Raw genomic sequence first — 25,104 nt, 5'->3', positions numbered from 1 at the left:
GAATGCATGAAAAGGTATTCTAAAAGGTTATATAAATCAATATAAAAGAAGCTTGTTGTTGTACTTTAATGACCTCAAGATGAACGAGCTTTTAGGGAGGGCACCATGACATTTATTTCACATTTCAGCCGCACGGCTGCATTGTCGGTAACGGCAGCGCTGGGTATTTCAACTGCTACAATTGGCCACGCGCAAGATCTTGCGCCCATCAACATCGTCATCAATCAGTCACCTTGGCTGCAAGGTTTTGCTAACGTCGTTGATCTGTATGAATCCGAGACGGGCAACAAGGTCACTCTTGATGTGAACCCCTATGCAGGGAGCCTAGAGAAGCAGCGCAACGCCGTTCGCTCAGAGAAGAGTGAATATGATATTTTGATAGTAAATGGCATCTTCTATCCCGAGATGTACCACGGTGGTTTTCTTGAGCCGTTGAAAAACATTGATGCGGATTTCAAACTTGATCCACAGATGTACACTTACGATGATACGATATGCTTTGATGCCGTGGAAAAGACGGTGAACTGTGAAACTGGTGATCTGCTGACGATCCCGGTTAATCCAAACATCACGATGATGTTTTACCGCAAAGACCTGTACGAAGAAAACGGCCTGAGCATCCCCGAAACGTGGGATGAGCTACTTGCCAACGCTAAAGCATTGCACAACCCACCCGAGATGGTTGGCATGATGCAGCGCAGCGCGCGGGCAACGATTTCCATTACTTGGGATTACTGGCCCTACCTCATCAGTCACGGCGGCTCGCTTTTTGAAGACGAAGGCAACGGTGATTTTGACGTCACGATCAACAGCCCTGCAGCGTTGGAAGCCCTGGAAACATATGTGAAATTCTCGCGTGAAGTTGGACCTGAAAACCCTGCAAGCATGGAGCAGGGCGATTTGATCCAGTATCTGGTCACAGGCCGTGCGGCGCATGCAGTGCTACCAGCTGCGGCGCAATCGCAAATGGATGATCCGAATAAATCCATCGTGCCGGGCAAGATTGGATATATGACCATTCCCCATGCGCCGGGCTTTTCTTCGGCACCTGCATTGGGCCACTGGGTTGGTGGTATTCCAAAGAACATAGAAGATGAGAACAAAGCATCGGCTTTGGCGTTTTTGAATTGGTTCCAAAAGCCTGAAACCCAGATTGCTTATGCGGAATTGGGCGGCTCTCCTGTTTCTGCTGCGGCATACGAATCTGACTTCGCGGATAAGCCGGAGAACCGCTATATGCTGACCATGCGCACCGCATCCCCGACAGCACGTCGCCTATGGACGATCCCTGAGGGTTCGGAAATTGTTGCAGTGCTGGAAGTGGGCCTAAACAGAACCGTTGCGGGCGAAATCACGCCAGTGGAAGCGCTCAATAGCATGGCTGCGGATATTGAAAAGATCATGGTGGATTCAGGTTACGATACAGGCCACTTGCCTGATCTGAAAAACTGATCAAGCTTTTAATTGGCGGCACATGTTGTCGCCAGTTTTTTGATGTGGCTCTAGGCCGCTTTTCAACATTGCGATTTTGGTGGGCATTCCATGGCACAATCAAATAACCGGCATGCAGCCAAATATCTTTCGCTTGTTCCGGCTTTGATATTTCTGATCCTTCTATCCGCACTACCTCTTTTCAATCTCGTCGCGCTCAGCTTTGCTGAGGTGACATGGTCAGGGGGCGAAGCGCATTGGGAATGGGTAGGCATTGATAACTACAGCGCACTTGCATCGGATACTTTGTTCAAGGCGGGCATCCTGAACACGATCATTTTGGTTGTTGTCGCTACATCGGCACAGGTTTTTATCGGTCTCATGTTGGCGCTGGCCTGCTCGCGATTGGGTAGAAGGTCCCGCGCGTATCGTACACTTTTCCTGCTGCCTATCCTCATCCCGGGTATCATCATCGGTGCGATCTGGCGGTTGATGTACAATTATCAATTCGGGGTGGTGAACCAGATACTTGACCTTGTTGGGCTGGGGCCAATTGATTGGTTGGGCTCGTCTTCTTTGGCGCTGATGTCTGTCATTATCGTGGATATTTGGCATTGGACGCCGTTTTCATTCCTGCTGCTGCTGGCCGCAGTTGAGGCGTTGCCCAAGGATGTTTCTGAAGCTGCGCAAATTGACGGTGCGACCAAGTGGCAGGAGTTTCGCAGGGTTTCGTTGCCGTTGCTATGGCCTGCGATTTTCACAACATTTGTGTTTCGTGCGATCATCGCCTTCAAGGTTTTTGACGAAGTTTATTTGTTAACGGGCGGGGGGCCGGGCACCACAACCGAAGTGATCAGTTTCACCATCTACCAGCGTTTCTTTGTGCAGGACAATCCGGGCTATGGCTCTGCCATGTCGGTCACAGTGATCTTTATCATCGCCACAATCATCGGCATCGCCATGACACGCCAGAGGAGCCGGAGCCAATGAGCACTGTTAGAAAACAACATCTCTCCGTTGATCGCGTTCTGTTAGCCTTTTTATTTCTGGCGGCAGTCCTGACAATCGGACCGTTTTTGTGGATCGCGCTTGCGTCGTTTAAAACGCAGATTGCTCTGCTCATGGGCACGGTTAAATTTACCCCTGTTTCGATGAACTATGACGAAGTTTTGTTTGGTAATACGTCTCTGTTTGCCCGCAATTTTCTGAATTCAATTATTGTGGCGTCGATCAGCACAATGATGGCAATGAGCATTGGCTTTCTGGCTGGGTATTCATTGCTGCGCCTGCGCTGGCCGAATTGGGTCGTTAATCTGTTCCTGCTTTGGGCTGTGGTGTTTAACTTGGTGCCACCTGTCACGCTTGCTGGTGCGTGGTACGAATTATTTCGCGGTGTTGGCCTTGCGAATGATACGATTGCATTGATCCTTGCGCATACGACGTTGCACTTGCCGATGTCGCTTTGGCTGCTGTCGTCATTTTTACGCGAAATCCCTCGTGAGCTGGAAGAGGCGGCATTTATTGATGGTGCGGGGTTTGTAAAAACCCTGTGGCGCGTGGTGATTCCGATTATGGTGCCGGGTTTGGTGTCTACGGGCATTCTGGTGTTTATCTTTAGTTGGAATGAATTCCCCGTCGCCCTCGCGTTGACCAATAATACCTCAGCTACCGTTCCAGTGGGTATTGCCAAATTTGCGCAGGAAAACGAGATAAAATATACGCAGATGGCTGCGGCCTCGGTGTTATCTGCCATTCCGGCGTTGCTGGCGCTGCTTTTTGGGCAACGTTACATCGTCAAAGGCCTCACTGCCGGAGCGGTGAAATGAACGCGTCAAACAGCATCCATGCTCTGCGCCAGCGATACGGGGCCTTGTCGGCGTACGCTGATGTTCGTCTGGTCACGCTGGGCGATGGTGCGGAACGAGGCGTGCGCGTGCTTGAGCTGCGCAGCGGCGGTGGGCTGGAAGCCGAGATTATCGTGGACCGGACGTTTGACATTGGACGTCTCGCGCTGAACGGCACTACATTGTCTTTCCACACACCCGCAGGGTGCCGCAGCGCCGCCCATATTGATCCACATGCAGAGAGCGGGCAGGGGTGGCTGACGGGCATGAACGGGTTCCTTGGGACCTGTGGGTTTGATCACATCCGCCAACCTGAAACTGAACCCTCGCAGCATGCGCCGCTGCATCCCACGAAAGACATCGCATACCCCTTACATGGAGCTGGGGCACATCAGCCCGCGCGATTGATCGGGTATGGCATCGACGAAGATGCGGCAGAGCCAATGATCTGGTGCGAGGGTGAAATCGTGCAATCTATGATGTTTCGCGGCGCACTTAGACTGCGCCGGCGTATCGAAATGCCATTAGGGGGTACGACCCTCACCATTCGTGACACAGTTAAGAACATCGGTACAACCGCGATGCCAAGTATGATGCTGTATCACTTCAATCTTGGTTATCCGTTGGTTGATCAGGGCACTGTGATCTCGATGGATCCATCAACTTGTGTTTGGCGCAACGGCGATCATGACCCCTTTGCCGCAATGGGGCAAACGCCGAAAATTCCGGTTTCCGAGCTATCAGTCCATAGACAAACTTCCAAATCTGGAATGGCGACCTGTCACATTCAGAACCCGCAAAAGGGGATCTCCATGCGCGTTTCATATTCTACGGACACATTGCCCTATGTGCAGATGCTGCGGGTGCGCGGGGAAGGGGCAAATATGATTGGGATTGAACCCTGTTCAACTGCGGCAAGGTCACGTCAGGCCGCCAGAGAGGCAAATGAAATGCCAATTTTGAACCCCGGCGAGGATCGTGTCTTTACCGTTCAAATTGTCGCGGCTGGCATGGAAGGGTCTGTATAACGATGCGTGCTATCTTTGTTCTTTTTGACACCCTAAATCGTCATTTCCTTGAGCCCTATGGTTCAGATTTGATGCAGACACCAAACTTCCGCCGCCTTGCGGAAAAATCAGTGCGGTTTGACAATCACTATGTCGGGAGTTTGCCCTGCATGCCTGCGCGCCGCGACCTGCAAACAGGGCGTTTGAATTTCATGCACCGCAGTTGGGGGCCGCTTGAACCCTTTGATACCGCAATGACAGAGGTCATGAAAAAGCAGGGGATCTACAGCCACTTGATCACCGACCATTATCACTATCTTGAAGTTGGTGGTGCGGGGTATCAGAATGCCTTTTCCAGCTTCGAATTTTTGCGCGGACAAGAAGGTGACGTGTGGAAGGCGCATGTTGAACCTGATCTGGATAGGTATCGCACGCAATATCATCCAGACCAATACAGCGAGAAATTAGGTGATCTGCCGCTGCATTACATGATCAACCGGGATTACATAAAAGAAGAAGCCGATTTTTCCTCAACGCAGTGCTTTGATCTTGGGTGTGAGTATTTGCAAACAAATAAGGATGCGGATAACTGGTTTTTGCAGATTGAGACCTTTGATCCGCACGAGCCGTTTCACGCACCGGAGCGTTGGCGAAAACAGTTTCCTACAGATTATGAAGGCCCTATTCGCGACTGGCCCCCTTATGCACGGGTAACGCAGGATGAGGCGGAGGCGGCAGAGCTACGAGCAAATTACATGGCTTTGCTTGCGCATTGTGATGCTCAGATGGGACGTTTGCTGGACCAAATGGATGCGCTAGACATGTGGAAAGATACAATGTTGGTTGTATCAACCGATCATGGGTATCTGACAGGCGAACATGATTGGTGGGCGAAAAATAAGATGCCAGCCTATCAGGAAATCGCACATATTCCGTTGTTCATTCATCATCCTGATCACGCGGATTTGGCGGGGCACTCACGGGATGCTCTCAGTCAGACGATTGACTTGATGCCGACGTTCCTTGAGGCGTTTGGTTGTGATATTCCCGATGCTGTGCGTGGTAAATCGTTGTTGCCAGTGTTGCAGAACGCAGAGATCACGAACCATGAAAGCGTTATCTTTGGTTACTTTGGTGGGGCAATCAATGTCACGGATGGGCGTTATACTTATTTCCGTTATCCAGATAACTTGCTGGACCAAACGCTTTTTCAATACACGTTGGTACCAAGCCACATGCGTGAATACTTCATCTGTGAAGAGATGGCGCAGGCAGAAATAATCACTGGTCTAAATTACGCTGACGGCTATTCGGTGATGCGTATACCAGTCATTGAACAATCACCTTGGTACAGCTCACATGGGCCCGCTGCGATGGTCGCAAGTGAAACGTTGTTGTTTGATGTTCTGGCCGATCCCCATCAAGAAAACGCGTTGGATGATGATGCGTTGCATTTGATTATGGCCAAAAAACTTGAACGTGAAATGCGCCGCCACAACGCCCCACCCGAAGCCTTCGCCCGACTAGATCTCAAACCTGATGCGGAGGCCACATCATGGCAAAACTGACCATAGACAACCTGACGAAATCCTTTGGTGCTGTGCAGGTGCTGCATGGGCTTAACGCACAGATCGAGGATGGCGAATTCATTGCTGTCTTGGGGGAAAGCGGCTGCGGTAAATCGACGTTCTTGCGCATTGTCGCCGGGTTGGAGGATGCAACAAGTGGTGCAATCACAATTGACGGCAAAAACGTCACCGAACAGGGCCCGCGCGAACGTGATATCGCAATGGTTTTCCAATCTTACGCCCTTTATCCACATATGACCGTAGCGCAGAACATCGATTTCCCTTTGGAATTGATGGGGTTGGATAAAGCAGAGCGGCAGCGTCGGATTTCCGAAACAGCGGAACTATTGAACCTGACGCCCTATTTGGACCGTAAGCCCAAGGATTTGTCTGGTGGCCAGAGACAGCGTGTTGCGATGGGCCGTGCCATTGTTCGCGAACCCAAGGTGTTTTTGTTTGATGAACCTTTATCAAATTTGGATGCGAAATTACGGGTACAGATGCGCAGTGAAATTCGCAATCTGCAACAACGTCTCAATGTCACGTCTATCTACGTCACACATGATCAAGTTGAGGCCCTCACCATGGCGGACCGTGTGATGTTATTGAATGAAGGACGGATAGAACAATTTGCCCCGCCGCTTGAACTTTATGATCGTCCAGCGAGCGTTTTTGTAGCGGGATTTGTCGGCACACCGCCAATGAATTTGGTTGAGGGTCAGATGAAAGCTGGTGTTGGAATTGTCGCCTTAAAGACAACCTTCCCGTTTGAGGCAGGCTCTTCGCGCGACGTGACATTAGGATTCAGGCCAGAACATGTCAGGGTCTCATCCGCAGAAGAGGCACATTTCAGTGGTAAGCTACTGGCGACCGAAAACACAGGTGACAGGCTTAATTTGGTGTTGGAAGTGGGCGGGCAAGATGTGAGGGTAAGCTTGAATGACAGGCATGAATTAGCGATTGGCGATGTTGTCCCGTGCAGAGTCATGGACGGGTATTTTCACCTGTTTGATCGTTCTACAGGTGCAAGGATTAACTAGGCAGGTTGAATTTAGGGTTTGACCTACTGATATCAACTAATGCCGGTGATCAAGCTTTGTGCCAACTGGTGTTGGGTTGTTGGAGCTGAAATTGGGTAACGCCAGACTGCAAAAATCAGCAGCGCAGAACGGCTGATACGAACCAAATTGTACGCCCATTCCTATTAAGAATGGACGTACAACGCTACTGTTACGATGCGCCCATTAACATAATTACATGGCACCTCCGCTGGCTATGAATCGTTGTTGTCAACGTCCAGGGCCATTAACCAATTGCCGCTTTCATCACGCTGATAGCCGATGACCAATCGCCCTGAGCCTCCGCCTCGTTGACCAGTAGCTTTGTCCGTGACCTTCACGTCAAAGTTTGTGACCAGCACAGCAAAGTCGCCAAAAACCTTGGTGTCCAGAATTTCTACAGTCGACTTGAAGGTAGAAGCCGCAATGCGTGGGCCGTATTTGTCGCGCAGCGCTTGTGTACCTACGGTGGTCGGCTGGCGTTCGTTACAGATAATAACGTCCGGGTGGCACGTCGCAACAAGCCGTTCGATGTCGCCAGCATCTAGGGCGGCATTCCACTCATCTAAGGCGGCGCTAAGGTCGGTGAAATCGCTCATTTGATCCCTCCTGATTTAGGTTGGTGTTCTGTAAAATACTGGCCGACAATGATGTCCTCGATCTCGGCTAGGAAGGCTTTGGTTGCATCACGTTCGGCAAATTGGGGTGTTGTCGCTTTTGCAGTGGCGTGATCAGGAAATGTGAAAATCTCCACGAACAATTTTCGGCGGCTGGTGTCCGTGGTGACAAATGTTTTCCACGAAGTGACGCCCTCAAGGCTGGTAAAATCGGCGCGCGCAGTTTCGCGGATTGTATCTACCCGTTCGGGGTCCTTCATAGACATGACAAAGATTTCGGTAATCGCTGGCATCGTTTGATCCTCTTATTGTTTGCTCTTGCTACGAATTTAGGGGACCATTATTGTTAGTATAAGACGGCAAATATCTTACATAGTGATCGGATAAATGTACAATGAAGCGTGGGCAACTCAACGATATGAGCGTGTTTGTGGAAGTAGCACGAACGGGCGGGTTTCGTGCGGCCGCCGAAAGCCTGCAGCAAGCGCCAGCGTCGGTGAGCGATGCTGTGCAACGGTTTGAAGATCGTTTGGGCGTGCGGTTATTTGAGCGCACGACGCGGAAAATATCGCTCACAATGGTTGGACAAAAGTTGTTTGAGCGCAGCTCTCCCGCAATTTCTGATCTGGAAGGTGCAATCAAAGATCTGAATGATGTTGAAGGGGTCGTCGCGGGAACATTAAGGCTTAGCGCACCGCGCAGCAGCGCTAGTTTGTTTATGAATGACCTGATTGCGCTTTTCATCAAAGCATATCCTGAGGTTCAGGTTGAGGTGATCTATGACGATGGCAAAGTCGATCTCGTCAGCTCTGGCATTGATGCAACGATACGGTCTCAGGCAATGGTGGAGCAAGATACTCACGCCGTTCCAGTTGGCCCCGTGTTAGATTTCTCGTTGCTGGCGTCACCTGAATATCTCGAGCGTCTCGGATATCCGGAGACGCCCAGCGACTTGATCAATCACGACGGAATTTGCTTTGCGTTCTCGAACTCAGGCGGGCTAGCGCCATGGAATTTTAAGCGCGATGAGGGCGTTTACTCCGTCATGCCAAAGCCAAAATTGGTGCTTAACGATTTTGACTCAATGCTGCGATTTGCCGAAGAAGGAGTAGGCCTGACCTACATCTACAGTTATGCAGCAGCGACGATGCTCAAAGAGAAGAGGCTAATCTCATTGTTTGAGGGCCAAATACCCTCCTTGCATCGATATACCATCAACTACCTGACCAAACGGCACATGCCAGCACGCCTCCGAGCCTTTATTGATCTTGCCAAGACAGGGTGAAGTTTTTCTCACACTGTGAATTTTGGGTCTATCGCTCTCTCATTTTGACAACTCAAGCCAACACGAGCAAGCGATAGTCCTTGAATGTTCGTGTGGCTCTAATGCAGAGGTGCACGTCACGGACGTTCATGAAGTCTCCTACAAAGAATTTAAGAATATGTCGTTTTCGTCGGGTGTGCCGACTGTGACCCGCGCCCAAGTGTCGAAGGGTTTTTCTAACCAGCCCTTTATCAAAACACCCTTGCTGCGTAGTTCATCAGCGAAAACTTTCGCTGATGAACCAGTGTCAAAAAATACAAAGTTGGTTTGAGACGGAGCACATTTGAACCCCTTAGAGATCAATGCCGCAGTGACCCTTTTTCGTTCTCTCGTTGCTAGTGCAACTGTGTTTTTAAGATGCGTCAAGTCACCAATAGCTTCTGCGGCAGCACAAGCCGCCAACGCATTCACGCCGAACGGATTACGCGTTTTTATTAATGCGGCAATGAGTTGCGGATCGCTGGCAATGCTGTAGCCAACACGCGCACCTGCCAAACCGTATGCTTTGGAGAATGTCCGCAGGAGAATGGCGAATTTCTTAGTTTCATCTAATATTTTCAGTGCATCGAACCGTTTACTCTGTTCAATGAATTCAACGTAGGCCTCATCAAAACAAATAACGGTGGTTGGATCGGTATCTGCGATCACTTGTCGAAATTCAGTTTCCGAAATGGCGGGCCCGGCGGGATTGCTGGGTGAGGAAAAAATCAAAGCCCTAGGTTTAGAACGCAATGCCTGACGCAGCCCCTCTAGGGGAAAAGACCAGTCTTCATTGAAGCGAACCTTGGTAACTGTTGCGCCAAACATCTGGGCACTAAACTCGTGTAATCCAAAACTGGGATAAATCGTGACAACCTGATCGTTCGGACGGATGACGGCCCTGAAAAGGGCACCGATCAGGTCTTCGGACTCGTTGCCAACAATGATGCGGTCTGCCTGCGTGCCCATCGATTGGGCGATTAAAGCGCGCAACACAGTATTTGCCGCGTCGGGTTAACAGGCAACACCATTTGCCGCCTCTTGCATGGCTTTGACAGCCAAAGGAGAGGGGCCCATGGGGCTCTCGTAGCTATCAAGTTTGGTCAGGCAATCGATGCCGTAGACAGCCCTAAATTGGTCCAATGCGATGCCCGCGTTATAGGTGGGAAGATGAACAACTTCTTGGCGGATCAGATCACTGAGAAGGGAGGCAGTCATGATTATTCCTTTAGTTATAGATTGAAAATTTTACCAGGATTCTTGATATTGTCTGGGTCGATCGCCTTTTTGATACGTGCCATAATGCCAAGGGCAGAGCCGTGCTCCGATTGCAAATAGGCCTTTTTCCCCAAGCCAACGCCATGTTCCCCGGTGCACGTACCACCCAGTTTGATAGCCATCTCAACGAGGTTGGCATTGATGTGGCGCGGTTCGCTGATTTCGGTTTCATTTTCTGCGTCATAGAGGAGAATGAGGTGGAAATTCCCGTCTCCGACATGGCCCTACCAGTGGGGCTCGTATGGATGTTGTTGCGATGACTTTTTGAATGGCGCTGATACAATCGGGTAGTTGTGAGATCGGCACACACACACATCGGTGGATATCCCCTTGGATTCCGGGCGCAAAGCGCGTGCAGCATATAGTGCGTCATGTCGAATGCGCCAAATACGGGCGGCATAATCGGGAGACGTTGCACAATTAATCTGACTTGCGGCGCCAGCAAGTTCTTCAAAGGTTGCCATGTCGTTTTCATCCGTTGCAGGGTTGCCTGTCATCTCAACCCAAAGTGTCAGACATTCGGGCAGGTCCGTGCCAGAGTAGCTATTGATTGCACACACTTGAAGTGTGTCAGCCAGTTCTATCCGGTTAAGCGCTAGACCGCATTGCAATGCCATCACAACGGTCTCTGTGGCATCTTCAATGGTGCTGAAACTACACATGGCGGTTTGTCTCGCTTCGGGAATTCCAAATAGACGCAGGTTCAATTCGGTTATGATACCCAAAGTGCCTTCCAAGCCAATTAGTAAGCGCGTCAAATCGTAGCCTGCGGATGATTTGCGCGCACGGCCTCCTGTGTGGATAACTTCGCCATCGGGCATGACGACGGTTAGGCCCAAAACAAGATCGCGCATGGATCCGTATCGTACTGTTGTGGTGCCTGACGCGCGCGTTGCAGCCATTCCGCCCAAGGTCGCATGTACGCCCAAATCAACTGGAAAGAACAAGCCAGTCGCGCGTAGGTGCTCGTTCAATGCCTGACGTGTGACGCCGCATTGAACGGTACAATCCATGTCGGCATCTTGTACCGATATGACTTGATCCATTGCTGACAAATCAATGCTAATTCCACCGTGTGGTGCGTGGATTTGCCCCTCCAGAGATGATCTTGCTCCAAACGGAATGACGGGCACGCCGTGTTGGGTAAAGGCCCTTAACACATCCGACACTTCCTGGGTTGAGTAGGCCATCACGACGGCATCAGGCCTTGCAGAAGGGAGATGGCTTTCGCCGCTGCCATGATGTTCTCGTGCGGCTTGCGATGTCAGTACCCTTTCGGTGAATTGGATCTTCAACGTTTCAAGAAGGGCAGAGAGGTTTTTACGCATATACTGGCATTTCGATGTGACAAAAGAAGAGCGGGCCGCAGTTAAGTGCGGCCCGCAAAATGTTTCGTTCGTTAATTACGCGTTAGACCACCAACGTTCCGCGCACCGGTTGCCGTCAAGATCCCAATCGCCAGAAATCTCTTCGCCCGTTGAAAATTTGTTTGATTTGGGGTCAAGGAAGTCAGCCCAAACTGGGGTAATGAGGCCACCGTCTTCGTGGATCAGCATTTGGCATTCAGCATAGAGCGATCTGCGTTTTGCGTCGTCTTTTTCAGATCGTGCCGCTATAAGTGCGGCATTGAATGCCCCATGGTCCCAAGTGGTTTCATTGTAACCACTTGCAATTGCTCCTTGGGAATAGACAAGCGACAGTATCAGGTCTTCGTTTGCGCGACTAGATCAACGAGATGCAAAGAACGGTTTTTTGCCCCAGATGTTGGACCAGTTGCCGTCATTAGGTTCTCTTGAGAATGTGACGTCGATACCCGAAGCTCCAGCGTGACTGTCACTTCATTTGGTGCCGTTGCCTGCACATCGCTGATGACTGCGATAAGTGCTTTAACTTGCGATGTCGAGGATTCCCCACGGTGAAGATTAACCGAAAAGACGACATCATCTGCACCCATCGTTTATCCGTTGTGGAACTCTACGCCTTCGCGAAGCTAGAACGTCCAAACAGTTAGGCCGTCATTCGAAGCCCAGTTTGTTGCAAACTCGGGAACAAGGACGCCACCTGCATCAACTTCAATCAAGTTGTTACGCAACTGCCATTGAAGGTTTTGCATGAATCTTGTTCCTGTGGCTTGGGGCACAACAAGGGTCGTTGCCTCAAGTGCGCTGCCACCTAATAATATACTGCGTCGGTTCGTCTAATAGGTCATGGGTGATCTCCAGTTGGATGCGCGGCCGTGGAGGCCTTCTTTGTCTTGCTCATTGAGATATGTCTGTGCTTAATAGCGTATTGGGCAATATAACGGGGTGACAAATCAGTTTTCAAATGACACTGTTTAGTATTGCTAACGTGCGTCGAAAAACGGGATCGGTAAGATGAAGAAACGCTCAATTTTGCCACCACTGCGTGCGTTGCAGGCTTTTGAGAGCTTCGGGAGGCTTGGGTCGGTAAGTGCGTCTGCACAAGAATTGGGCGTTACGTCGGGCGCAATTAGCCAGCAACTTAAGTTGCTCGAAGATCACCTGCAAATTCCACTCATTATGAAAGATGGGCGGCGTGCATCGCTTGTACCTAAAGCAATGGCTTACCATGCCGTAATTTCAGGAGGCTTCGAGAAACTGAAACATGCGCAAAAGTTATTGGCGCAACAAAATTCTGATTTAGATATAAACGTGTCGGGCTTGCCGACGCTTTTGTTGAAGTGGTTGCAGCCTCGGTTACAAAGCTTTGAGGCGCGACACCAAGATGTTTCAATCCGTCTTGAGGCCACTCACGGAGAACCGGAACCGGAGTTTTTAGATCACATGTTCCGCCTGACCTATGGTGCAGTTTCAAAGACTTTCCCGCATGCTCGTCCCCTTTTTCATGACGTTTGCTTTCCAGTTTGTTCACCTGAATTCTTGGCGAAAAATCCTGAAGCGCTTGACCCATCAAAGCTGTCTGATCTGCCGTGGGTTGATATCGATTGGGGGCCGTCCTTTGCGAATGTGCCTAGGTTAGGAACTTGGCTTGCTGCGCAGGGTCATCCGCAATCAACGCGAAAACCTACCTCTGTCCATTCGCTGTCCAGTTCCGCGCTAGAAGCCGTGGCAAGCGGGCAAGGTATTGCCTTGGCACAATTGTCTTTTTCGTCTGTGGATCTTGGATTGGGGCGCCTGACCCGAATTTCTCAGGACTCAATTCAGATGCCAGAACCCTACTACATCTGTTGGGGCTCCGCGATTTTAGATCAGGAAAAACCGCGTCATTTTCTAAATTGGATTTTAGCAGAAGCCAAAGTCTGAAAGAATAGGAAATCTAAACAATAGGGTGTGCGGGTTCGATTTCTTTGACATTCGAACTGGCGTATCGTCCCTCCAAACAAGAAAACCCGTCAGTTAGGAAGAAACATGTTTCTAAAAAATGCTTGGTACGTCGCTGCGTGGAGCGATGAAGTGATCAACGATTTGCAGCAGGTCAAAGTGCTGGGCGAGAAAATTTGCATGTTTCGCAATACTGAAGGCGAAGTCATCGCAATGGAGGATGCGTGTCCGCATCGCAAGTTACCTTTGTCCAAGGGGCGGATCAAAGGTGATAACGTTGAATGCGGCTATCACGGGTTAACGTTTGATTGTGCTGGTCAATGCGTTTGGGCGCCGGGCGGCGGGCGTATCCCATCGGCGGCGCGCGTGCGTCCCTATCCAGTTCACGAAAAATATGGGCTGGTGTGGATTTGGATGGGTAATGCGGCCATCGCAGATGTCGAAGATATTATTGATATTCCGAACTTCGACAGCCCAGATTGGGGTATTAACCGCGGTGCAGCTATGGAGCTGAACTGCAATTACCTGCTGATGTGCGACAACTTGCTTGATCCGACGCACGTTGCTTGGGTGCATGAAACCTCTTTCGCGACGGCTGCCACCAAGGACACGCCTTTGCGTGTCACCAAAACTGATACAGGCGTAATCGTTCACCGTTGGATGATGGATCATGAGCCAGCGCCGTTTTACAAAAAAGTGGTGGAGTTCGAAGGCAATTGCGACCGGCTCCAACATTATGAAGTGCGCTATCCTAGCCACGCGCTGGTTCGTGCGGTGTTCACCCCTGCGGGGACAGGTGGTGTAGATGGCACGCTGCATGAGAACACATTTGTCATGGACAGCTACAATTTTATGACACCAACGACCGAGAACGAGACGCGGTACTACTGGTTCCAGCTGCGCAATATTCGTCCTGATGATGAAGAGCTTTCAAAGATGATGAGCGAAGATGTACGCCATGCCTTTGAGGAAGACCGTGCGGTACTGGATCAGGTTCAGATTGGGATGAACGAGAAAACATCGCCCCATATAGATCTGGGCATTGATGCGGGCCAACTCCGGTTCCGCCGCCAGTTGGAGGCCATGATTGCCGAAGAGGCGATGGTTGATGCGAAGATGAGTCAGTAAAATGACGCAAAATTTGGAGAATAGAGGATTTCGCGAGTTTCGCGTCGCGAAAAAACACGTGGAAAGTGAGATCATCACGTCTTTCTACCTTGAGCCCTCTGACGGGGCACCTGTTTGGCATGTAAAGGCGGGGCAATATATCACACTAACTGTGCCGTCAGCGGGCGATCCTGTTCTCAAAACTTACTCAGTTTCGAGCGATCCATCGCAGACCAGTTTTTACCGTATCTCGGTGAAACGTGAGGCAGGTCGAAACGGGACACCTGACGGAGTAGGGTCCTGCTGGCTGCACGATCACGTGGAAATTGGCGATGTGATTGATGTCGCTGCGCCGCGCGGTACATTCTACCTTGATGAGGAAAGCACACGGCCAGTTGTCCTTTTGTCCGGCGGCGTCGGTCAGACGCCTATGGTGTCCATGATTCACCGATTGCGTGAAAGTGACCGTGATGTGTATTTCTTACATGCCTGCGAAAATGGTCAGGTTCACGCATTGCGCGACGAGGTGTTAGGCTGCAGCAGTGATCGCATCACAACCAAATTTGTTTATCGCACACCCAGTGCCGATGATCGCGCTGCGAAATTATTTGACGCCCAAGGGGTGATCGACAAAGTGTTCTTGCAACGCATCCTACCCATTGATGATTATGAGGTGTATCTCTGTGGGCCGACACCTTTCATGGCTGCGATGTATCAATTGCTGCAAGAGGTTGGGGTTCAGAAAGCTCGGATCGCTTATGAATTCTTCGGCAAGGCGGCGTCGTTGGATGCGCAGGTAGCCAAACCACAAGCCGGTAAGGCTGCCTCACGTGCTCCGGCGATTGTTCAATCGTTGACATATCTGACGAACCCTGATGCTTGGTCCTCGGCGGATGAGGTGGCGCAGCAATCATCTTTCGCATTGCAGGGAGATGTCTCTTTTCGCAAATCAAAGACATCTGCTGCTTGGGATGGTGCGGTAGATTCACTGCTGGAGTTGGCAGAAAGCGAAGGATTGAATCCCGAATTCAGCTGTCGTTCCGGTATTTGCAATGCGTGTAAGTGTACATTGGTTTCGGGTGAAGTTGAGTATTTCCAAGACCCATTGATCCATCCCGAAGAAGGGCAGGTCTTGATTTGTTGTTCACGCCCCAAAGGTGCCGTTGTGCTAGATATCTGACGCTTAGGGTATTGCGGCAGTCATCTGCGCGTCCACGCCAGCAGAGGAAAGAACCGGGCAGATCACACACAGGTGGTCGCCCGGGGCCACAATCGGAGTGGTTCGAACTATGGAAACGATGCCGCTTTGCTGACTTGTTAAAGCTTCGGGGGCGGCGTCCATCTTATAGAGATCGCGGATCAGTATAAGCGGTTGGCCAACTGTGATCTTCTCACCAAGAGTTACCAAAGGCTCAGCGATGCCGGGTGATTGTGCCGTGACATAGATCACGTTTTCACTGAGATCGAGGAAAGTTGTCAGTGGTGATGGTTGTATAGCCAATCGTTTGGCAGCTTCTTCACGAAGGACGCCCTGATGTGCCAACAATCTCGACACACTGTGCCAACCGGCTTCTAAGGACGGGACCTATACTTTGGCACCTCCACCTAATTCACACGAAATCATCGCGCACCCGGAAGCATGGGCTGCACTGTCGAAATCACCGTTTGTATCGCTGGCAGGTACAACCATGGTGTAGGGCAGCCCCATGATGCTGACCAATTCACGTGTCTGAGCATTTTGGGCTGGATCGTTGGACCAGCAAAAATATGCGGTATCCAAAAAATCAGAAATCTTGCCGCCAGAATGAATATCAATTGCAAGATCGGCTTCAGCTATGAGGTGGGTGGCGACAAATCCAGCAATGTCTTGGGTGGGCCCTGCAAAAGCCACACCTGTGAATGATCGGTTCAAATTGCCATCATCAAACGGTGCCCTCGGCAACCAACTGATCCAAGGCTGATGTGACTTCGTCGCAAATGATGAAATCAGGCTCTGCCGCCAATGCACGTGCGATACAAATGCGTTGCTTTTGACCCCCGGACAGTTCGGATGGCAGACGGTTCATGAACTCACCTGGATCAAGTTTAATCAAGGTCAAAAGTTCTTTGATCCGTGCTCCTTTTGCGGCGCCCTTCATGCCAAGGAAAAACTCTAACGGGCGGCTGACAATATCCTTGATCCACTGCTTGGGGTTCAGTGCGGTGTCCGCCATCTGATGGATCATCTGAAGGTGGCGTTGCAATCCACGGGACCGTTTTGCGCCTGATTTTGGTAACAGTGTTCCATCATGTATAATTTCGCCGTCAGTGGGCGGGAGGAGCCCCATGACAACGCGTGCAAGCGTTGATTTTCCTGATCCACTTTCACCAACAACAGCCACCGTCCTGCCGCGTTTGATGCTCAAAGAAACATCATTAAGAACTTGAACCGTCCCATAGGCTGCAGAGATGTTTTTGATGTCGAGTAATGTCTCGTCGGTGTTCGCTTCGGCGGCACGGGGCTCTCTGCGAAAGTCGCGTACGGCCCACAAGGATTTGGTGTATTCTTGTTGCGGGTTCGCTAACCTTTCACGGGCCGAGGCCTGTTCCACTTCTTCACCAGGCAACAGAATTTTGATCTGGTCAGCCATCTGCGCGACGACGGCAAGGTCATGGGTGATATAGATCGCGGCCGTGTTATATTCGCGCACAATGTCACGAACAGCGTCCCAAACTTCGATCTGCGTGGTCACATCCAATGCGGTCGTTGGTTCATCAAAGAAGACAAAACAAAACCGCAAACCAAATTCAGCGATTAGGGGCGCTGCGGCGTTTGGCAAAACTTCTTTACGGATCAACCAGAACATTCCTTCGCCACGCATCCGAGCGACTTCGATATAGTCCATTGTCAAAATCCATTGTGCCACGGCGCGCGACAATCGGAATACTCAGGTGCTGTCCAACACGGCGATGACAAGGATCAATGCAACAACGGATGTGCCCGTGACTGTCAGGATGAGTAGTGCAAAGATCAGCGGTGGGATCGCCATAAGGACATCAACTATGCGCGAGACAATTGTGTCAAACCAGCCACCCATAGTAGCGGCTAAAAGCCCAAAAATCGCGCCTAGTGAAAAGGCAAGTGCCGTGGTCACCAGCGCGATCCCCACCGTGTTACGTGCGCCGTAAATCAGACGGGATAACACATCTCGGCCCAAGGCGTCGGTCCCTAAATAATGAGGTGCAGCCCAAGGTTGATATTGAGCGCCGACTGAGGCGCTTTCTGCAAAGGGCGCGAACAAAGGCGCACCAATGGCGATGAGCGAATAGAGGGTTACTATTACAATCCCAATCCATGCAGAAAGAGGGCATCACGAAGGTGGTGTGTCAAATTCTGCATGGGTTATCTCGGGTGCAAAAGGCGGGGGTTTGCAACGATTGACAGAATACCCGCCAATAAATTGAGTAGAATATAGGTTGCAGCAAAAATCAGGCAGGCGGCCTGAACAACCGTTACATCGCGATTTGACACAGCATCAACCAACACTTGCCCAAGGCCAGGATATACAAATTCGACCTCGACCAAAACAACACCCACAATCAGGTAAGCAAGGTTCAACGCAATCACATTGATGATTGGCGCCAGTGCATTTGGAAGGGCGTGCACAGCGATAACATGCCAACGCTTGATACCCTTGAGGTGGGCCATTTATATATAAGGGAGCGCCAACAGGTTCAGGATAGCCGCTCGTGTCATGCGCATCATATAGGTCAACACGATCAATGTGAGCGTCATGGCTGGAAGGAAGGTTTTGTAAAGGCGTTCAGTGAAGCCAGTATCCGCATCAACATTGGCGATGCTTGGAAACCATCCAAGGCTAACTGAGAACACTAAGATAAGGATGTAAGCGACGAAGAATTCGGGGAAAGAAATTGCCGCCAACGTTGAACTGGAAAGAAGGTGATCAAACACAGAGCCGTTGTAAAGCGCCGCCATCATTCCGGACACAATTGCAATCGGAACGGAGATCGCCGCGGCGTATCCCGCTAAGAAAAAAGTGTTGGCAGTGCGTTGCCCGAGAAAATCCGAGATAGGTCTTTGATTGGTATGCGATATTCCGAAGTCACCTGTTGCGGCCCCTGCCAACCACGAGAAATAGCGAAAGTGAAGAGGGCCGTTAAGATCGAATTTCTCACGAAACGCAGCAACGCTTTCCTCGGTTGCTGCTTGACCGAGCATTTCTGTCGCGACGTCTCCAGGCAAGAGTTCAATCGCGGCAAATATGATGACGGTGACAATTCATAATGTCAGCAGGCCTATCAATAAACGTTTTAGGACAATGGTCAGGATTGAATTCATGTTCGCCACTTTTGTCTTAGTATATTGCATTAAGTCTAGATTAATAAGAAAGTGGAGCGGATCGGTGTGTAGGGTCAAGCCAGTCTTGCTGTAGGACCGTTTAGTTTCTCTCCATGAGCAACAAATTTCGGCAACGAATGTGAATAACGGAAACTCCAAAAAGTTGAGATGCTTAACCCTCGAGTGATGACAACGGCTACGCCAATGAAACGAACTTAAAGCATAAGAAATGGGCGATTATGAAAGTTACCTATAAAGAGGTCAAATCTGACATTCTGGCAAAGATCATCAAGGGTGATTGGGGCCCCGGTGATCTGATCCCAAATGAGGTTGATCTTGCTGCGACTTATGGGTGTGCCCGCGCTACGGTAAACCGTGCGATGCGTGAACTGTCTGATGATGGTATTATCGAAAGACGGCGCAAGGCTGGCACGCGCGTTCGATTGGCACCCCTACGCCAAGCACGATTTAATATACCGATTGTGCGTGATGAGATCGAGGAAAAGGGTGCCTCATATCGCTATTCTTTGGCCAGTCGTTCGGTTGAGGTTGCACCTGATTGGTTGCGCACTCGAATTCAGCTGCCAGAGGGTGGAAAGGTGCTGCATTTGGTTTGTATGCATTACGCCGACGGCACGCCCTATGAGCACGAAGACCGATGGATCAACCTCACGGCATTGCCCAAAGCAGAAGATACCGATTTTACGAAATGTGGGCCGGGAGAGTGGCTGGTTTCAACGGTCCCCTTCTCGGAAGCCGAGATCAATTTATCTGCGGGATTAGCAGATCAGAACCTGTCTGATTATCTGGCCTGCTCTGTTGGTGATCCGGTTTTTAAAATTGAACGCTCTACGTGGTGGGAAAAAGACGCAGTGACCTATGTTCGTTTCTCGTACAGACCGGGCCACCGTATGACGACGCGCTTCTGATAACCAAAAAGTTCCGCCGCAGCTGGTCGGCTGCGACGGGACATTGTCTTAGAGGATGCCGGGTAGATTTAGGCCGTTCTCACGTGCGCAATCCAGCGCATCTTCATACCCTGCATCGGCATGGCGCATCACGCCAGTGGCCGGATCATTCCACAAAACGCGTGCGATGCGGCGGTCTGCGTCTTCAGAACCATCACAACAAATGACCATGCCAGAGTGCTGGGAAAAGCCCATGCCAACGCCACCGCCGTGGTGCAAAGAAACCCACGTTGCGCCTGACGCAGTGTTGAGCAGCGCGTTCAGCAGTGGCCAATCAGAAACAGCATCAGAGCCGTCTTTCATGGCCTCTGTTTCGCGGTTGGGCGATGCAACAGAACCTGAGTCCAAATGGTCACGACCGATGACGATTGGCGCACTTAGTTCACCAGTGCGAACCATCTCGTTAAACGCGAGGCCTAGCTTGTGACGCACGCCTAGACCAACCCAGCAAATGCGGGCAGGTAGTCCTTGGAACGCAATACGTTCCCGGGCCATGTCCAGCCAATTGTGCAGATGTTTGTCCTCAGAGAGGATCTCTTTCACTTTGGCATCTGTTTTGTAGATATCTTCTGGATCACCAGACAACGCGGCCCAGCGGAAGGGGCCAACGCCACGACAAAACAAAGGGCGGATGTAGGCAGGCACAAAGCCAGGGAAATCGAATGCGTTTTCCAGACCTTCGTCCAGCGCAACTTGGCGGATGTTGTTTCCGTAATCGAACGTCGGACTGCCCGCTTTTTGGAGGTCGAGCATCGCCTTGACCTGGACTTTCATTGATGCCCGCGCCGCAACTTCAACCGCTTTTGGGTCGCTTTCGCGTTTTTCTTTCCACTGTGCCATTGTCCACCCTTGCGGCAAATAGCCGTTGATCGGGTCGTGTGCAGATGTTTGGTCTGTCACCATGTCAGGGCGAACGCCGCGTGCAGCAATTTCTGCAAACACATCCGCTGCGTTACCCAAAAGGCCTACAGATTTTGCCTCACCTGCTGCGGTCCAGCGTTCTATCATCTCGAGCGCTTCATCAAGTGTATCCGCGCGTTCATCAACGTACCGCGTGCGCAGACGGAAATCGATGCTCTCGGGGTTACATTCAACTGCCAAACAACATGCGCCGGCCATAACGGCCGCAAGTGGTTGTGCACCGCCCATACCGCCAAGGCCGCCCGTAAGGACCCACTTGCCCGTCAAGTCACCGCTGTAGTGCTGGCGTCCTGCCTCAACAAAGGTCTCATAAGTGCCTTGGACAATGCCCTGTGATCCAATGTAAATCCACGATCCGGCAGTCATCTGGCCGTACATCGCAAGGCCTTTTTTATCGAGCTCGTTGAAGTGATCCCACGTGGCCCAATGCGGCACGAGGTTGGAGTTCGCGATCAAAACACGTGGTGCATCTTTGTGCGTTTGAAACACGCCGACGGGTTTGCCAGATTGGACCAAAAGCGTCTGGTCTTCCTCCAGATCACGCAAGGCAGCGACGATCATGTCATAATCTTTCCACGTCCGGGCAGCTCGGCCAATACCGCCATAAACCACCAACTCATGCGGGTTTTCAGCGACGTCGGGATGCAGGTTGTTCATCAGCATCCGCAAAGGGGCTTCTGTCAGCCAGCTTTTGGCGGTCAGCTCGGTACCAGTTGCGGGAAAAACGTCACGGGTGTTCTTGCGTGGATCGCTCATGATGTGCCTTTCAAAGTGGGGGCCAGCGTGGCCAATTTTGTCAAAATGGTTTTGAGATGAACGCGAAGGCGTTCAGATTTTCCTGTGTCGTAATCCCAAGGCGCGACTTCAGCGTTGAGGTATGTGCTTTGTGCCAATTCCATCTGGATCGCGTGAAACCCCTCAGCAGGGCGGCCGTAATGACGTGTCGTCCATCCGCCCTTAAAACGTCCGTTCGTGGTGGAGGTGTATTCAGTGGCTTTGGCGCAGATATCTTGTGTGGCTGCTTCAATTTCGGGCGCACAGGTAGCGCCCATATTTGTACCAATGTTAAAATCCGGCAGGACACCATCAAATAGGAAGGGAATGCCCGACCGGATAGAATGGCAATCATATAGGATCGCGATCCCATGTATGTCATGCACGCGCTCCAGCTCGGCTTGTAATGCTGCGTGGTAGAGCGCGTGGTACGATTTGCGACGCGCCTCAATGGCTGCTTGGGTCGGCGGAATTGTCCAGATGTCATGGCCATCAAAATCGGTCAAAGGCACCAATCCGGTGGTATTTTGCCCCGGATACAAAGAGACGCCCGAAGGATCGCGATTGGCGTCCACGACATAGCGGTGGAAGGTCGCACGCACGGAACTAGCCCCTGCCAAAACACCGTCATAGAGGGTGTGAACGTGCCAGTCAGTGTCATCCAACCCGCGTCCACGTGCGTTCAAATCCGCGAGGATATCGTCGGGCACAAATGTTCCTGTATGCGGCAAACCCAGAACAACGGGGCTGTCACCTTGATGGATTTCTACGGGGTTCATTGGGACAACGTTGGCATGTCGATGCCTGCAGCCTCGACTACATCACCCGATGCAATCATCACAGCAGCACGTTCCAGATCCGGCGCGAGGTAACGGTCTTCACCCAATGTGGCAACCTCTTGGCGGACTCGTGTCACCACTCTCTGCAAGGTGCCACTGGTGCTTAAAGGCGCGCGGAAATCGATCCCTTGCGCCGCGCAAAGCAGCTCGACACCCAAAATACGTGCCAAGTTTTCGTTCATTGGCACCAATCGGCGGGCGCCATGTGCGGCCATGCTGACGTGATCCTCTTGGTTGGCAGAGGTTGGCGTGCTGTCGGTCACGCAAGGGTTCGCCAGATGTTTGTTCTCACTCATCAAGGCAGCAGTAGTGACTTCGGCAATCATATAGCCGCTGTTCAGACCCGGATTAGGCGTAAGGAATGGGGGTAAATTGAAGCTAAGCACCGGATCAACAATGAGGGCGACACGGCGTTGGGCAATGGCCCCGATCTCGGCGATGGCAAGTGCGATCATATCCGCTGCAAAGCCAACCGGTTCGGCATGAAAATTGCCCCCAGACACGATCACATCAGCGTCGATCAACACCAGTGGATTGTCTGTGGCGGCGTTCGCTTCGATCTCTAATGTGCGCGCAGCCATGCGCAATACGTCCATCGCAGCACCGGTCACCTGAGGCTGACAACGGATGCAATAAGGGTCTTGGACCCGCGCGTCATCTACAATGTGACTTTCGCGAATTTCGGAACCCGCCAGCAGCGCGCGCATGGTTTCACCAGCTTGGATCTGGCCAAGGTGGCCGCGCAGCGCGTGGATTTCTGGTTGCAGCGGCGCGGTTGAACCCATGATGGCGTCGGTAGATAAGGCTGATGTTACCAGCGCAGAATGTGCGGAGCGCCATGCACCAAATAAGCCAGCAAGGGCAAAGGCTGTGCTAAATTGTGTGCCGTTGATCAGTGCCAACCCTTCCTTTGGGCCGAGCACAACAGGTGTGAGGCCCGCCGCAGCTAGTGCCTTGTCACCGGGCATGACTTCGCCGCGAAATTCGGCTTCTCCGTGGGCCATCATGACGGCGGCCATATGGGCAAGGGGGGCCAGGTCGCCCGAGGCTCCGACAGAACCTTGGGCGGGGATCACAGGCGTAACGCCTCTGTCGAGCATCCCTTCAAGCAGGGTCACAACTTCCAAACGCACACCAGAAGCACCACGGCCCAAGCTGAGCAGTTTGAGCGCCATTATCAAACGGGCGTGGCGGCGGGGGATCGCAGGCCCTACGCCACAGCAATGAGACAGGATCAAGTTACGTTGCAATGTCGCTGTATCTTTAGATTCAATCTTGACCGAAGCCAGTTTTCCAAAGCCGGTGTTCACACCGTAAACAGCATCGGTTCCCGCAACTGCCTTTGCAATACGCGCGTGGGCAAGTTCGATTGCAGGATAGCAGGCCGGGTCAAGACTGACCGCGGCTTCGTTCCAGTAGATATCGGCCAAATCATCCAATGTAACTGCGCCTGGGGTAAGGGTGAGTGTGGTCATGATGTGCCTCCGAAAATGCGGGAATGAAGTGGGTTGAAGCCAATGCGATAAGACAGCTCAGCGGGGTGTTTGATGTCCCATACAGCCATGTCAGCACGCATACCCACCGCTAAGGTTCCAACGTCTGAGAGACCCAATGCACGCGCGGCATTCTGAGTGACACCGCGCAGGGATTCTTCTGGCGTCATCCGGAACAGGGTGCAGCCCATGTTGAGGGTCAGTAACAATGAATTCAAGGGAGACGAACCAGGGTTGATGTCGGTTGCCAGCGCCATTGGTACGCCATGTTTGCGCAGCAGCGCGATGGGCGGCGCCTGTTTTTCGCGTAATGTGTAGAATGCGCCGGGTAAGATGACGGCGATTGTACCTGCATCCTTCATGGCCTTTACGCCGTCCTCGTCCAGATACTCGATGTGATCTGCAGACAACGCGCCATATTGCGCGGCCAATTTTGCGCCACCAATGTTGGACAGTTGTTCGGCATGTAGTTTGACAGGTAGGTCCAGTTCGCGCGCCACATCAAAGACACGAGAGATTTGGGCAGGTTGGAATGCAATTCCCTCGCAGAAACCATCCACGGCATCCACCAGCCCTTCGGCATGTGCGGCGCGCAAGGTTGGGATGCAAACATCATCGATATAGGCATCGTCGCGACCTGTGTATTCTGAGGGGGTCGCATGCGCGCCTAGGAATGTGGTTTTCACCCGAATGGCACGGTTCGCCATGATTGCCCGCGCCACGCGTAACATCCGCAGTTCGGTTTCTAGGTCCAGACCATATCCTGATTTAACCTCGATGCAGGTCACGCCCTCACCAATCAGGACATCCACACGGCGCAGTGCATCGGCAAGCAGTTGATCTTCGGTTGCTCCACGCGTGGCTTTAACCGTCGAAACGATCCCACCTCCTGCGCGCGCAACCTCTTCGTAACTGGCCCCGTTCAGGCGCATTTCAAACTCGACGGCGCGATCGCCGCCATGAACAATATGCGTATGGCAGTCGATCAAGCCGGGAGTGACGACGCGCCCACCGAGGTCAGTTTTGGGAAGGGTTTCATGGGCGGCAGGTAATTCCGCGATGGGCCCAAGCCATTCAATTACTCCACCAACCATGGTGATCGCGGCATTTTCAATCCAACCATATGTGGCGTCAGATTTATCCATGGTCGCGACGTTCAAGTTGAAAAAGACTTTGTCGTCCTGCGTCATTTCCATACCCCTATAGTTAAAAATTCACTTTTATAGTATGTGTGGATATGATTTATGTCTATACA

Annotated in this window: 25 protein-coding genes and 3 pseudogenes; 11 read left to right on the top strand and 17 right to left on the bottom strand. The window is 51.6% G+C overall.

Translation table 11 applies throughout. The features are described 5' to 3' along the window. Positions 1–105: 105 nt before the first annotated feature. The 6 genes from V7775_RS16545 (at position 106) to V7775_RS16520 (ending at position 6,890) form a co-directional block, all read left to right on the top strand. On the top strand, positions 106–1,452 hold the full coding sequence (locus V7775_RS16545) for an ABC transporter substrate-binding protein (protein WP_335753015.1): 1,347 nt from the start codon (positions 106–108) through the stop codon (positions 1,450–1,452). Between the two features lie 90 nt (positions 1,453–1,542). Further along, positions 1,543–2,421, top strand: coding sequence for a carbohydrate ABC transporter permease (locus tag V7775_RS16540; RefSeq protein ID WP_335753014.1), 879 nt, complete (start codon positions 1,543–1,545; stop codon positions 2,419–2,421). Beyond that, entirely contained in the window at positions 2,418–3,257 is an 840-nt protein-coding gene (locus V7775_RS16535; RefSeq protein ID WP_335753013.1) for a carbohydrate ABC transporter permease, read from the top strand. The genes V7775_RS16540 and V7775_RS16535 overlap by 4 nt, the downstream gene beginning before the upstream one ends. Beyond that, on the top strand, positions 3,254–4,303 hold the full coding sequence (locus V7775_RS16530) for a DUF4432 family protein (protein ID WP_335753012.1): 1,050 nt from the start codon (positions 3,254–3,256) through the stop codon (positions 4,301–4,303). Before V7775_RS16535 ends, V7775_RS16530 begins: the two co-directional genes overlap by 4 nt. Positions 4,304–4,305: 2 nt before the next feature. Next, complete coding sequence (locus V7775_RS16525) at positions 4,306–5,850, top strand: sulfatase (RefSeq protein WP_335753011.1); 1,545 nt, start codon at positions 4,306–4,308, stop codon at positions 5,848–5,850. Further along, positions 5,838–6,890: an ABC transporter ATP-binding protein gene (locus V7775_RS16520; protein ID WP_335753010.1), complete on the top strand. Its 1,053-nt coding sequence runs from the start codon at positions 5,838–5,840 to the stop codon at positions 6,888–6,890. The genes V7775_RS16525 and V7775_RS16520 overlap by 13 nt, the downstream gene beginning before the upstream one ends. A gap of 233 nt (positions 6,891–7,123) precedes the next feature. Here the strand turns inward: V7775_RS16520 and V7775_RS16515 are convergent, their stop codons facing one another. Together V7775_RS16515 and V7775_RS16510 are read right to left on the bottom strand one after the other, a co-directional pair. Then, positions 7,124–7,507, bottom strand: coding sequence for a YybH family protein (locus tag V7775_RS16515; protein WP_335753009.1), 384 nt, complete (start codon positions 7,505–7,507; stop codon positions 7,124–7,126). Next, entirely contained in the window at positions 7,504–7,818 is a 315-nt protein-coding gene (locus tag V7775_RS16510; protein ID WP_335753008.1) for a hypothetical protein, read from the bottom strand. The genes V7775_RS16515 and V7775_RS16510 overlap by 4 nt, the downstream gene beginning before the upstream one ends. 101 nt (positions 7,819–7,919) lie before the next feature. Here V7775_RS16510 and V7775_RS16505 point away from each other — a divergent pair, with 101 nt between their 5' ends. Beyond that, the gene (locus V7775_RS16505) at positions 7,920–8,810 is read left to right on the top strand and encodes a LysR family transcriptional regulator (RefSeq protein WP_335753007.1); all 891 of its coding nucleotides are present in this window, start codon (positions 7,920–7,922) and stop codon (positions 8,808–8,810) included. A gap of 138 nt (positions 8,811–8,948) precedes the next feature. Here V7775_RS16505 and V7775_RS16500 read toward each other — a convergent pair whose 3' ends face one another. The 6 genes and pseudogenes from V7775_RS16500 to V7775_RS16475 all read right to left on the bottom strand — a co-directional run bounded on the left by V7775_RS16500 (position 8,949) and on the right by V7775_RS16475 (position 12,219). Continuing rightward, positions 8,949–9,824 carry an aminotransferase class I/II-fold pyridoxal phosphate-dependent enzyme gene (locus V7775_RS16500; RefSeq protein ID WP_335753006.1) on the bottom strand — a complete coding sequence of 292 codons (876 nt, stop codon included), beginning with the start codon at positions 9,822–9,824 and terminating at the stop codon, positions 8,949–8,951. A gap of 18 nt (positions 9,825–9,842) precedes the next feature. Further along, on the bottom strand, positions 9,843–10,046 hold the full coding sequence (locus V7775_RS16495; RefSeq protein WP_335753005.1) for a hypothetical protein: 204 nt from the start codon (positions 10,044–10,046) through the stop codon (positions 9,843–9,845). 14 nt (positions 10,047–10,060) lie between these two features. Next, a pseudogene (locus tag V7775_RS16490) lies at positions 10,061–11,434 on the bottom strand (FAD-binding oxidoreductase). Positions 11,435–11,509: 75 nt separating this feature from the next. Continuing rightward, positions 11,510–11,662 carry a hypothetical protein gene (locus tag V7775_RS16485; RefSeq protein WP_335753004.1) on the bottom strand — a complete coding sequence of 51 codons (153 nt, stop codon included), beginning with the start codon at positions 11,660–11,662 and terminating at the stop codon, positions 11,510–11,512. 146 nt (positions 11,663–11,808) lie between these two features. Next, positions 11,809–12,060, bottom strand: coding sequence for a hypothetical protein (locus V7775_RS16480; RefSeq protein ID WP_335753003.1), 252 nt, complete (start codon positions 12,058–12,060; stop codon positions 11,809–11,811). Positions 12,061–12,096: 36 nt separating this feature from the next. Further along, complete coding sequence (locus V7775_RS16475; protein WP_335753002.1) at positions 12,097–12,219, bottom strand: hypothetical protein; 123 nt, start codon at positions 12,217–12,219, stop codon at positions 12,097–12,099. Between the two features lie 262 nt (positions 12,220–12,481). Here V7775_RS16475 and V7775_RS16470 point away from each other — a divergent pair, with 262 nt between their 5' ends. From V7775_RS16470 to V7775_RS16460, 3 genes are all read left to right on the top strand, one after another. Further along, on the top strand, positions 12,482–13,390 hold the full coding sequence (locus V7775_RS16470) for a LysR substrate-binding domain-containing protein (protein WP_335753001.1): 909 nt from the start codon (positions 12,482–12,484) through the stop codon (positions 13,388–13,390). Between the two features lie 105 nt (positions 13,391–13,495). Then, entirely contained in the window at positions 13,496–14,536 is a 1,041-nt protein-coding gene (locus V7775_RS16465; protein ID WP_335753000.1) for an aromatic ring-hydroxylating dioxygenase subunit alpha, read from the top strand. Between the two features lies 1 nt (position 14,537). After that, complete coding sequence (locus tag V7775_RS16460) at positions 14,538–15,695, top strand: FAD-binding oxidoreductase (protein ID WP_335752999.1); 1,158 nt, start codon at positions 14,538–14,540, stop codon at positions 15,693–15,695. A gap of 3 nt (positions 15,696–15,698) precedes the next feature. Here the strand turns inward: V7775_RS16460 and V7775_RS16455 are convergent, their stop codons facing one another. From V7775_RS16455 to V7775_RS16435, 5 genes and pseudogenes are all read right to left on the bottom strand, one after another. Beyond that, positions 15,699–16,016: a hypothetical protein gene (locus V7775_RS16455; RefSeq protein ID WP_335752998.1), complete on the bottom strand. Its 318-nt coding sequence runs from the start codon at positions 16,014–16,016 to the stop codon at positions 15,699–15,701. Positions 16,017–16,100: 84 nt separating this feature from the next. Next, on the bottom strand, positions 16,101–16,427 hold the full coding sequence (locus V7775_RS16450) for a succinylglutamate desuccinylase/aspartoacylase domain-containing protein (protein ID WP_335752997.1): 327 nt from the start codon (positions 16,425–16,427) through the stop codon (positions 16,101–16,103). Between the two features lie 10 nt (positions 16,428–16,437). Next, positions 16,438–17,145: an ATP-binding cassette domain-containing protein gene (locus V7775_RS16445; protein ID WP_335753178.1), complete on the bottom strand. Its 708-nt coding sequence runs from the start codon at positions 17,143–17,145 to the stop codon at positions 16,438–16,440. Positions 17,146–17,328: 183 nt separating this feature from the next. Continuing rightward, positions 17,329–17,592, bottom strand: a pseudogene (locus V7775_RS16440) (ABC transporter permease subunit); the annotation flags it as partial. Between the two features lie 305 nt (positions 17,593–17,897). Next, positions 17,898–18,794 (bottom strand): annotated as a pseudogene (locus V7775_RS16435) (ABC transporter permease). A 299-nt stretch (positions 18,795–19,093) separates the two neighbouring features. On the opposite strand from V7775_RS16435, the gene V7775_RS16430 reads away from it, so the two are divergent. Further along, positions 19,094–19,783 carry a UTRA domain-containing protein gene (locus V7775_RS16430; protein ID WP_335752996.1) on the top strand — a complete coding sequence of 230 codons (690 nt, stop codon included), beginning with the start codon at positions 19,094–19,096 and terminating at the stop codon, positions 19,781–19,783. A 48-nt stretch (positions 19,784–19,831) separates the two neighbouring features. On the opposite strand, the gene hutU is transcribed toward V7775_RS16430, so the two are convergent. From hutU to hutI, 4 genes are read right to left on the bottom strand one after another with little or no spacing between them, the layout of a single operon-like run. Then, complete coding sequence (gene hutU, locus V7775_RS16425; protein ID WP_335752995.1) at positions 19,832–21,499, bottom strand: urocanate hydratase; 1,668 nt, start codon at positions 21,497–21,499, stop codon at positions 19,832–19,834. After that, the gene (gene hutG, locus V7775_RS16420; protein ID WP_335752994.1) at positions 21,496–22,296 is read right to left on the bottom strand and encodes an N-formylglutamate deformylase; all 801 of its coding nucleotides are present in this window, start codon (positions 22,294–22,296) and stop codon (positions 21,496–21,498) included. Before hutG ends, hutU begins: the two co-directional genes overlap by 4 nt. Next, positions 22,293–23,831, bottom strand: a complete 1,539-nt coding sequence (gene hutH / locus V7775_RS16415) for a histidine ammonia-lyase (protein WP_335752993.1) — start codon at positions 23,829–23,831, stop codon at positions 22,293–22,295. Before hutH ends, hutG begins: the two co-directional genes overlap by 4 nt. Then, positions 23,828–25,039: an imidazolonepropionase gene (hutI, locus tag V7775_RS16410; RefSeq protein WP_335752992.1), complete on the bottom strand. Its 1,212-nt coding sequence runs from the start codon at positions 25,037–25,039 to the stop codon at positions 23,828–23,830. Before hutI ends, hutH begins: the two co-directional genes overlap by 4 nt. Between the last annotated feature and the right edge of the window lie 65 nt (positions 25,040–25,104).

The organism is Sulfitobacter sp. (assembly GCF_036960155.1).
Lineage (GTDB): Bacteria > Pseudomonadota > Alphaproteobacteria > Rhodobacterales > Rhodobacteraceae > Sulfitobacter.
The sequence above is the reverse complement of the archived record's forward strand: the minus strand, read 5'-3'. Positions and strand labels throughout refer to the sequence as shown.

Coding starts and splice junctions, on each gene's coding strand:
- V7775_RS16545 (WP_335753015.1), top strand. CDS start 106: ATGACATTTATTTCACATTTCAGCCGCACGGCTGCATTGTCGGTAACG.
- V7775_RS16540 (WP_335753014.1), top strand. CDS start 1,543: ATGGCACAATCAAATAACCGGCATGCAGCCAAATATCTTTCGCTTGTT.
- V7775_RS16535 (WP_335753013.1), top strand. CDS start 2,418: ATGAGCACTGTTAGAAAACAACATCTCTCCGTTGATCGCGTTCTGTTA.
- V7775_RS16530 (WP_335753012.1), top strand. CDS start 3,254: ATGAACGCGTCAAACAGCATCCATGCTCTGCGCCAGCGATACGGGGCC.
- V7775_RS16525 (WP_335753011.1), top strand. CDS start 4,306: ATGCGTGCTATCTTTGTTCTTTTTGACACCCTAAATCGTCATTTCCTT.
- V7775_RS16520 (WP_335753010.1), top strand. CDS start 5,838: ATGGCAAAACTGACCATAGACAACCTGACGAAATCCTTTGGTGCTGTG.
- V7775_RS16515 (WP_335753009.1), bottom strand. CDS start 7,507: ATGAGCGATTTCACCGACCTTAGCGCCGCCTTAGATGAGTGGAATGCC.
- V7775_RS16510 (WP_335753008.1), bottom strand. CDS start 7,818: ATGCCAGCGATTACCGAAATCTTTGTCATGTCTATGAAGGACCCCGAA.
- V7775_RS16505 (WP_335753007.1), top strand. CDS start 7,920: ATGAAGCGTGGGCAACTCAACGATATGAGCGTGTTTGTGGAAGTAGCA.
- V7775_RS16495 (WP_335753005.1), bottom strand. CDS start 10,046: ATGACTGCCTCCCTTCTCAGTGATCTGATCCGCCAAGAAGTTGTTCAT.
- V7775_RS16485 (WP_335753004.1), bottom strand. CDS start 11,662: ATGCTGATCCACGAAGACGGTGGCCTCATTACCCCAGTTTGGGCTGAC.
- V7775_RS16480 (WP_335753003.1), bottom strand. CDS start 12,060: ATGGGTGCAGATGATGTCGTCTTTTCGGTTAATCTTCACCGTGGGGAA.
- V7775_RS16475 (WP_335753002.1), bottom strand. CDS start 12,219: ATGCAAAACCTTCAATGGCAGTTGCGTAACAACTTGATTGAAGTTGAT.
- V7775_RS16470 (WP_335753001.1), top strand. CDS start 12,482: ATGAAGAAACGCTCAATTTTGCCACCACTGCGTGCGTTGCAGGCTTTT.
- V7775_RS16465 (WP_335753000.1), top strand. CDS start 13,496: ATGTTTCTAAAAAATGCTTGGTACGTCGCTGCGTGGAGCGATGAAGTG.
- V7775_RS16460 (WP_335752999.1), top strand. CDS start 14,538: ATGACGCAAAATTTGGAGAATAGAGGATTTCGCGAGTTTCGCGTCGCG.
- V7775_RS16445 (WP_335753178.1), bottom strand. CDS start 17,145: ATGGCTGACCAGATCAAAATTCTGTTGCCTGGTGAAGAAGTGGAACAG.
- V7775_RS16430 (WP_335752996.1), top strand. CDS start 19,094: ATGAAAGTTACCTATAAAGAGGTCAAATCTGACATTCTGGCAAAGATC.
- hutU (WP_335752995.1), bottom strand. CDS start 21,499: ATGAGCGATCCACGCAAGAACACCCGTGACGTTTTTCCCGCAACTGGT.
- hutG (WP_335752994.1), bottom strand. CDS start 22,296: ATGAACCCCGTAGAAATCCATCAAGGTGACAGCCCCGTTGTTCTGGGT.
- hutH (WP_335752993.1), bottom strand. CDS start 23,831: ATGACCACACTCACCCTTACCCCAGGCGCAGTTACATTGGATGATTTG.
- hutI (WP_335752992.1), bottom strand. CDS start 25,039: ATGACGCAGGACGACAAAGTCTTTTTCAACTTGAACGTCGCGACCATG.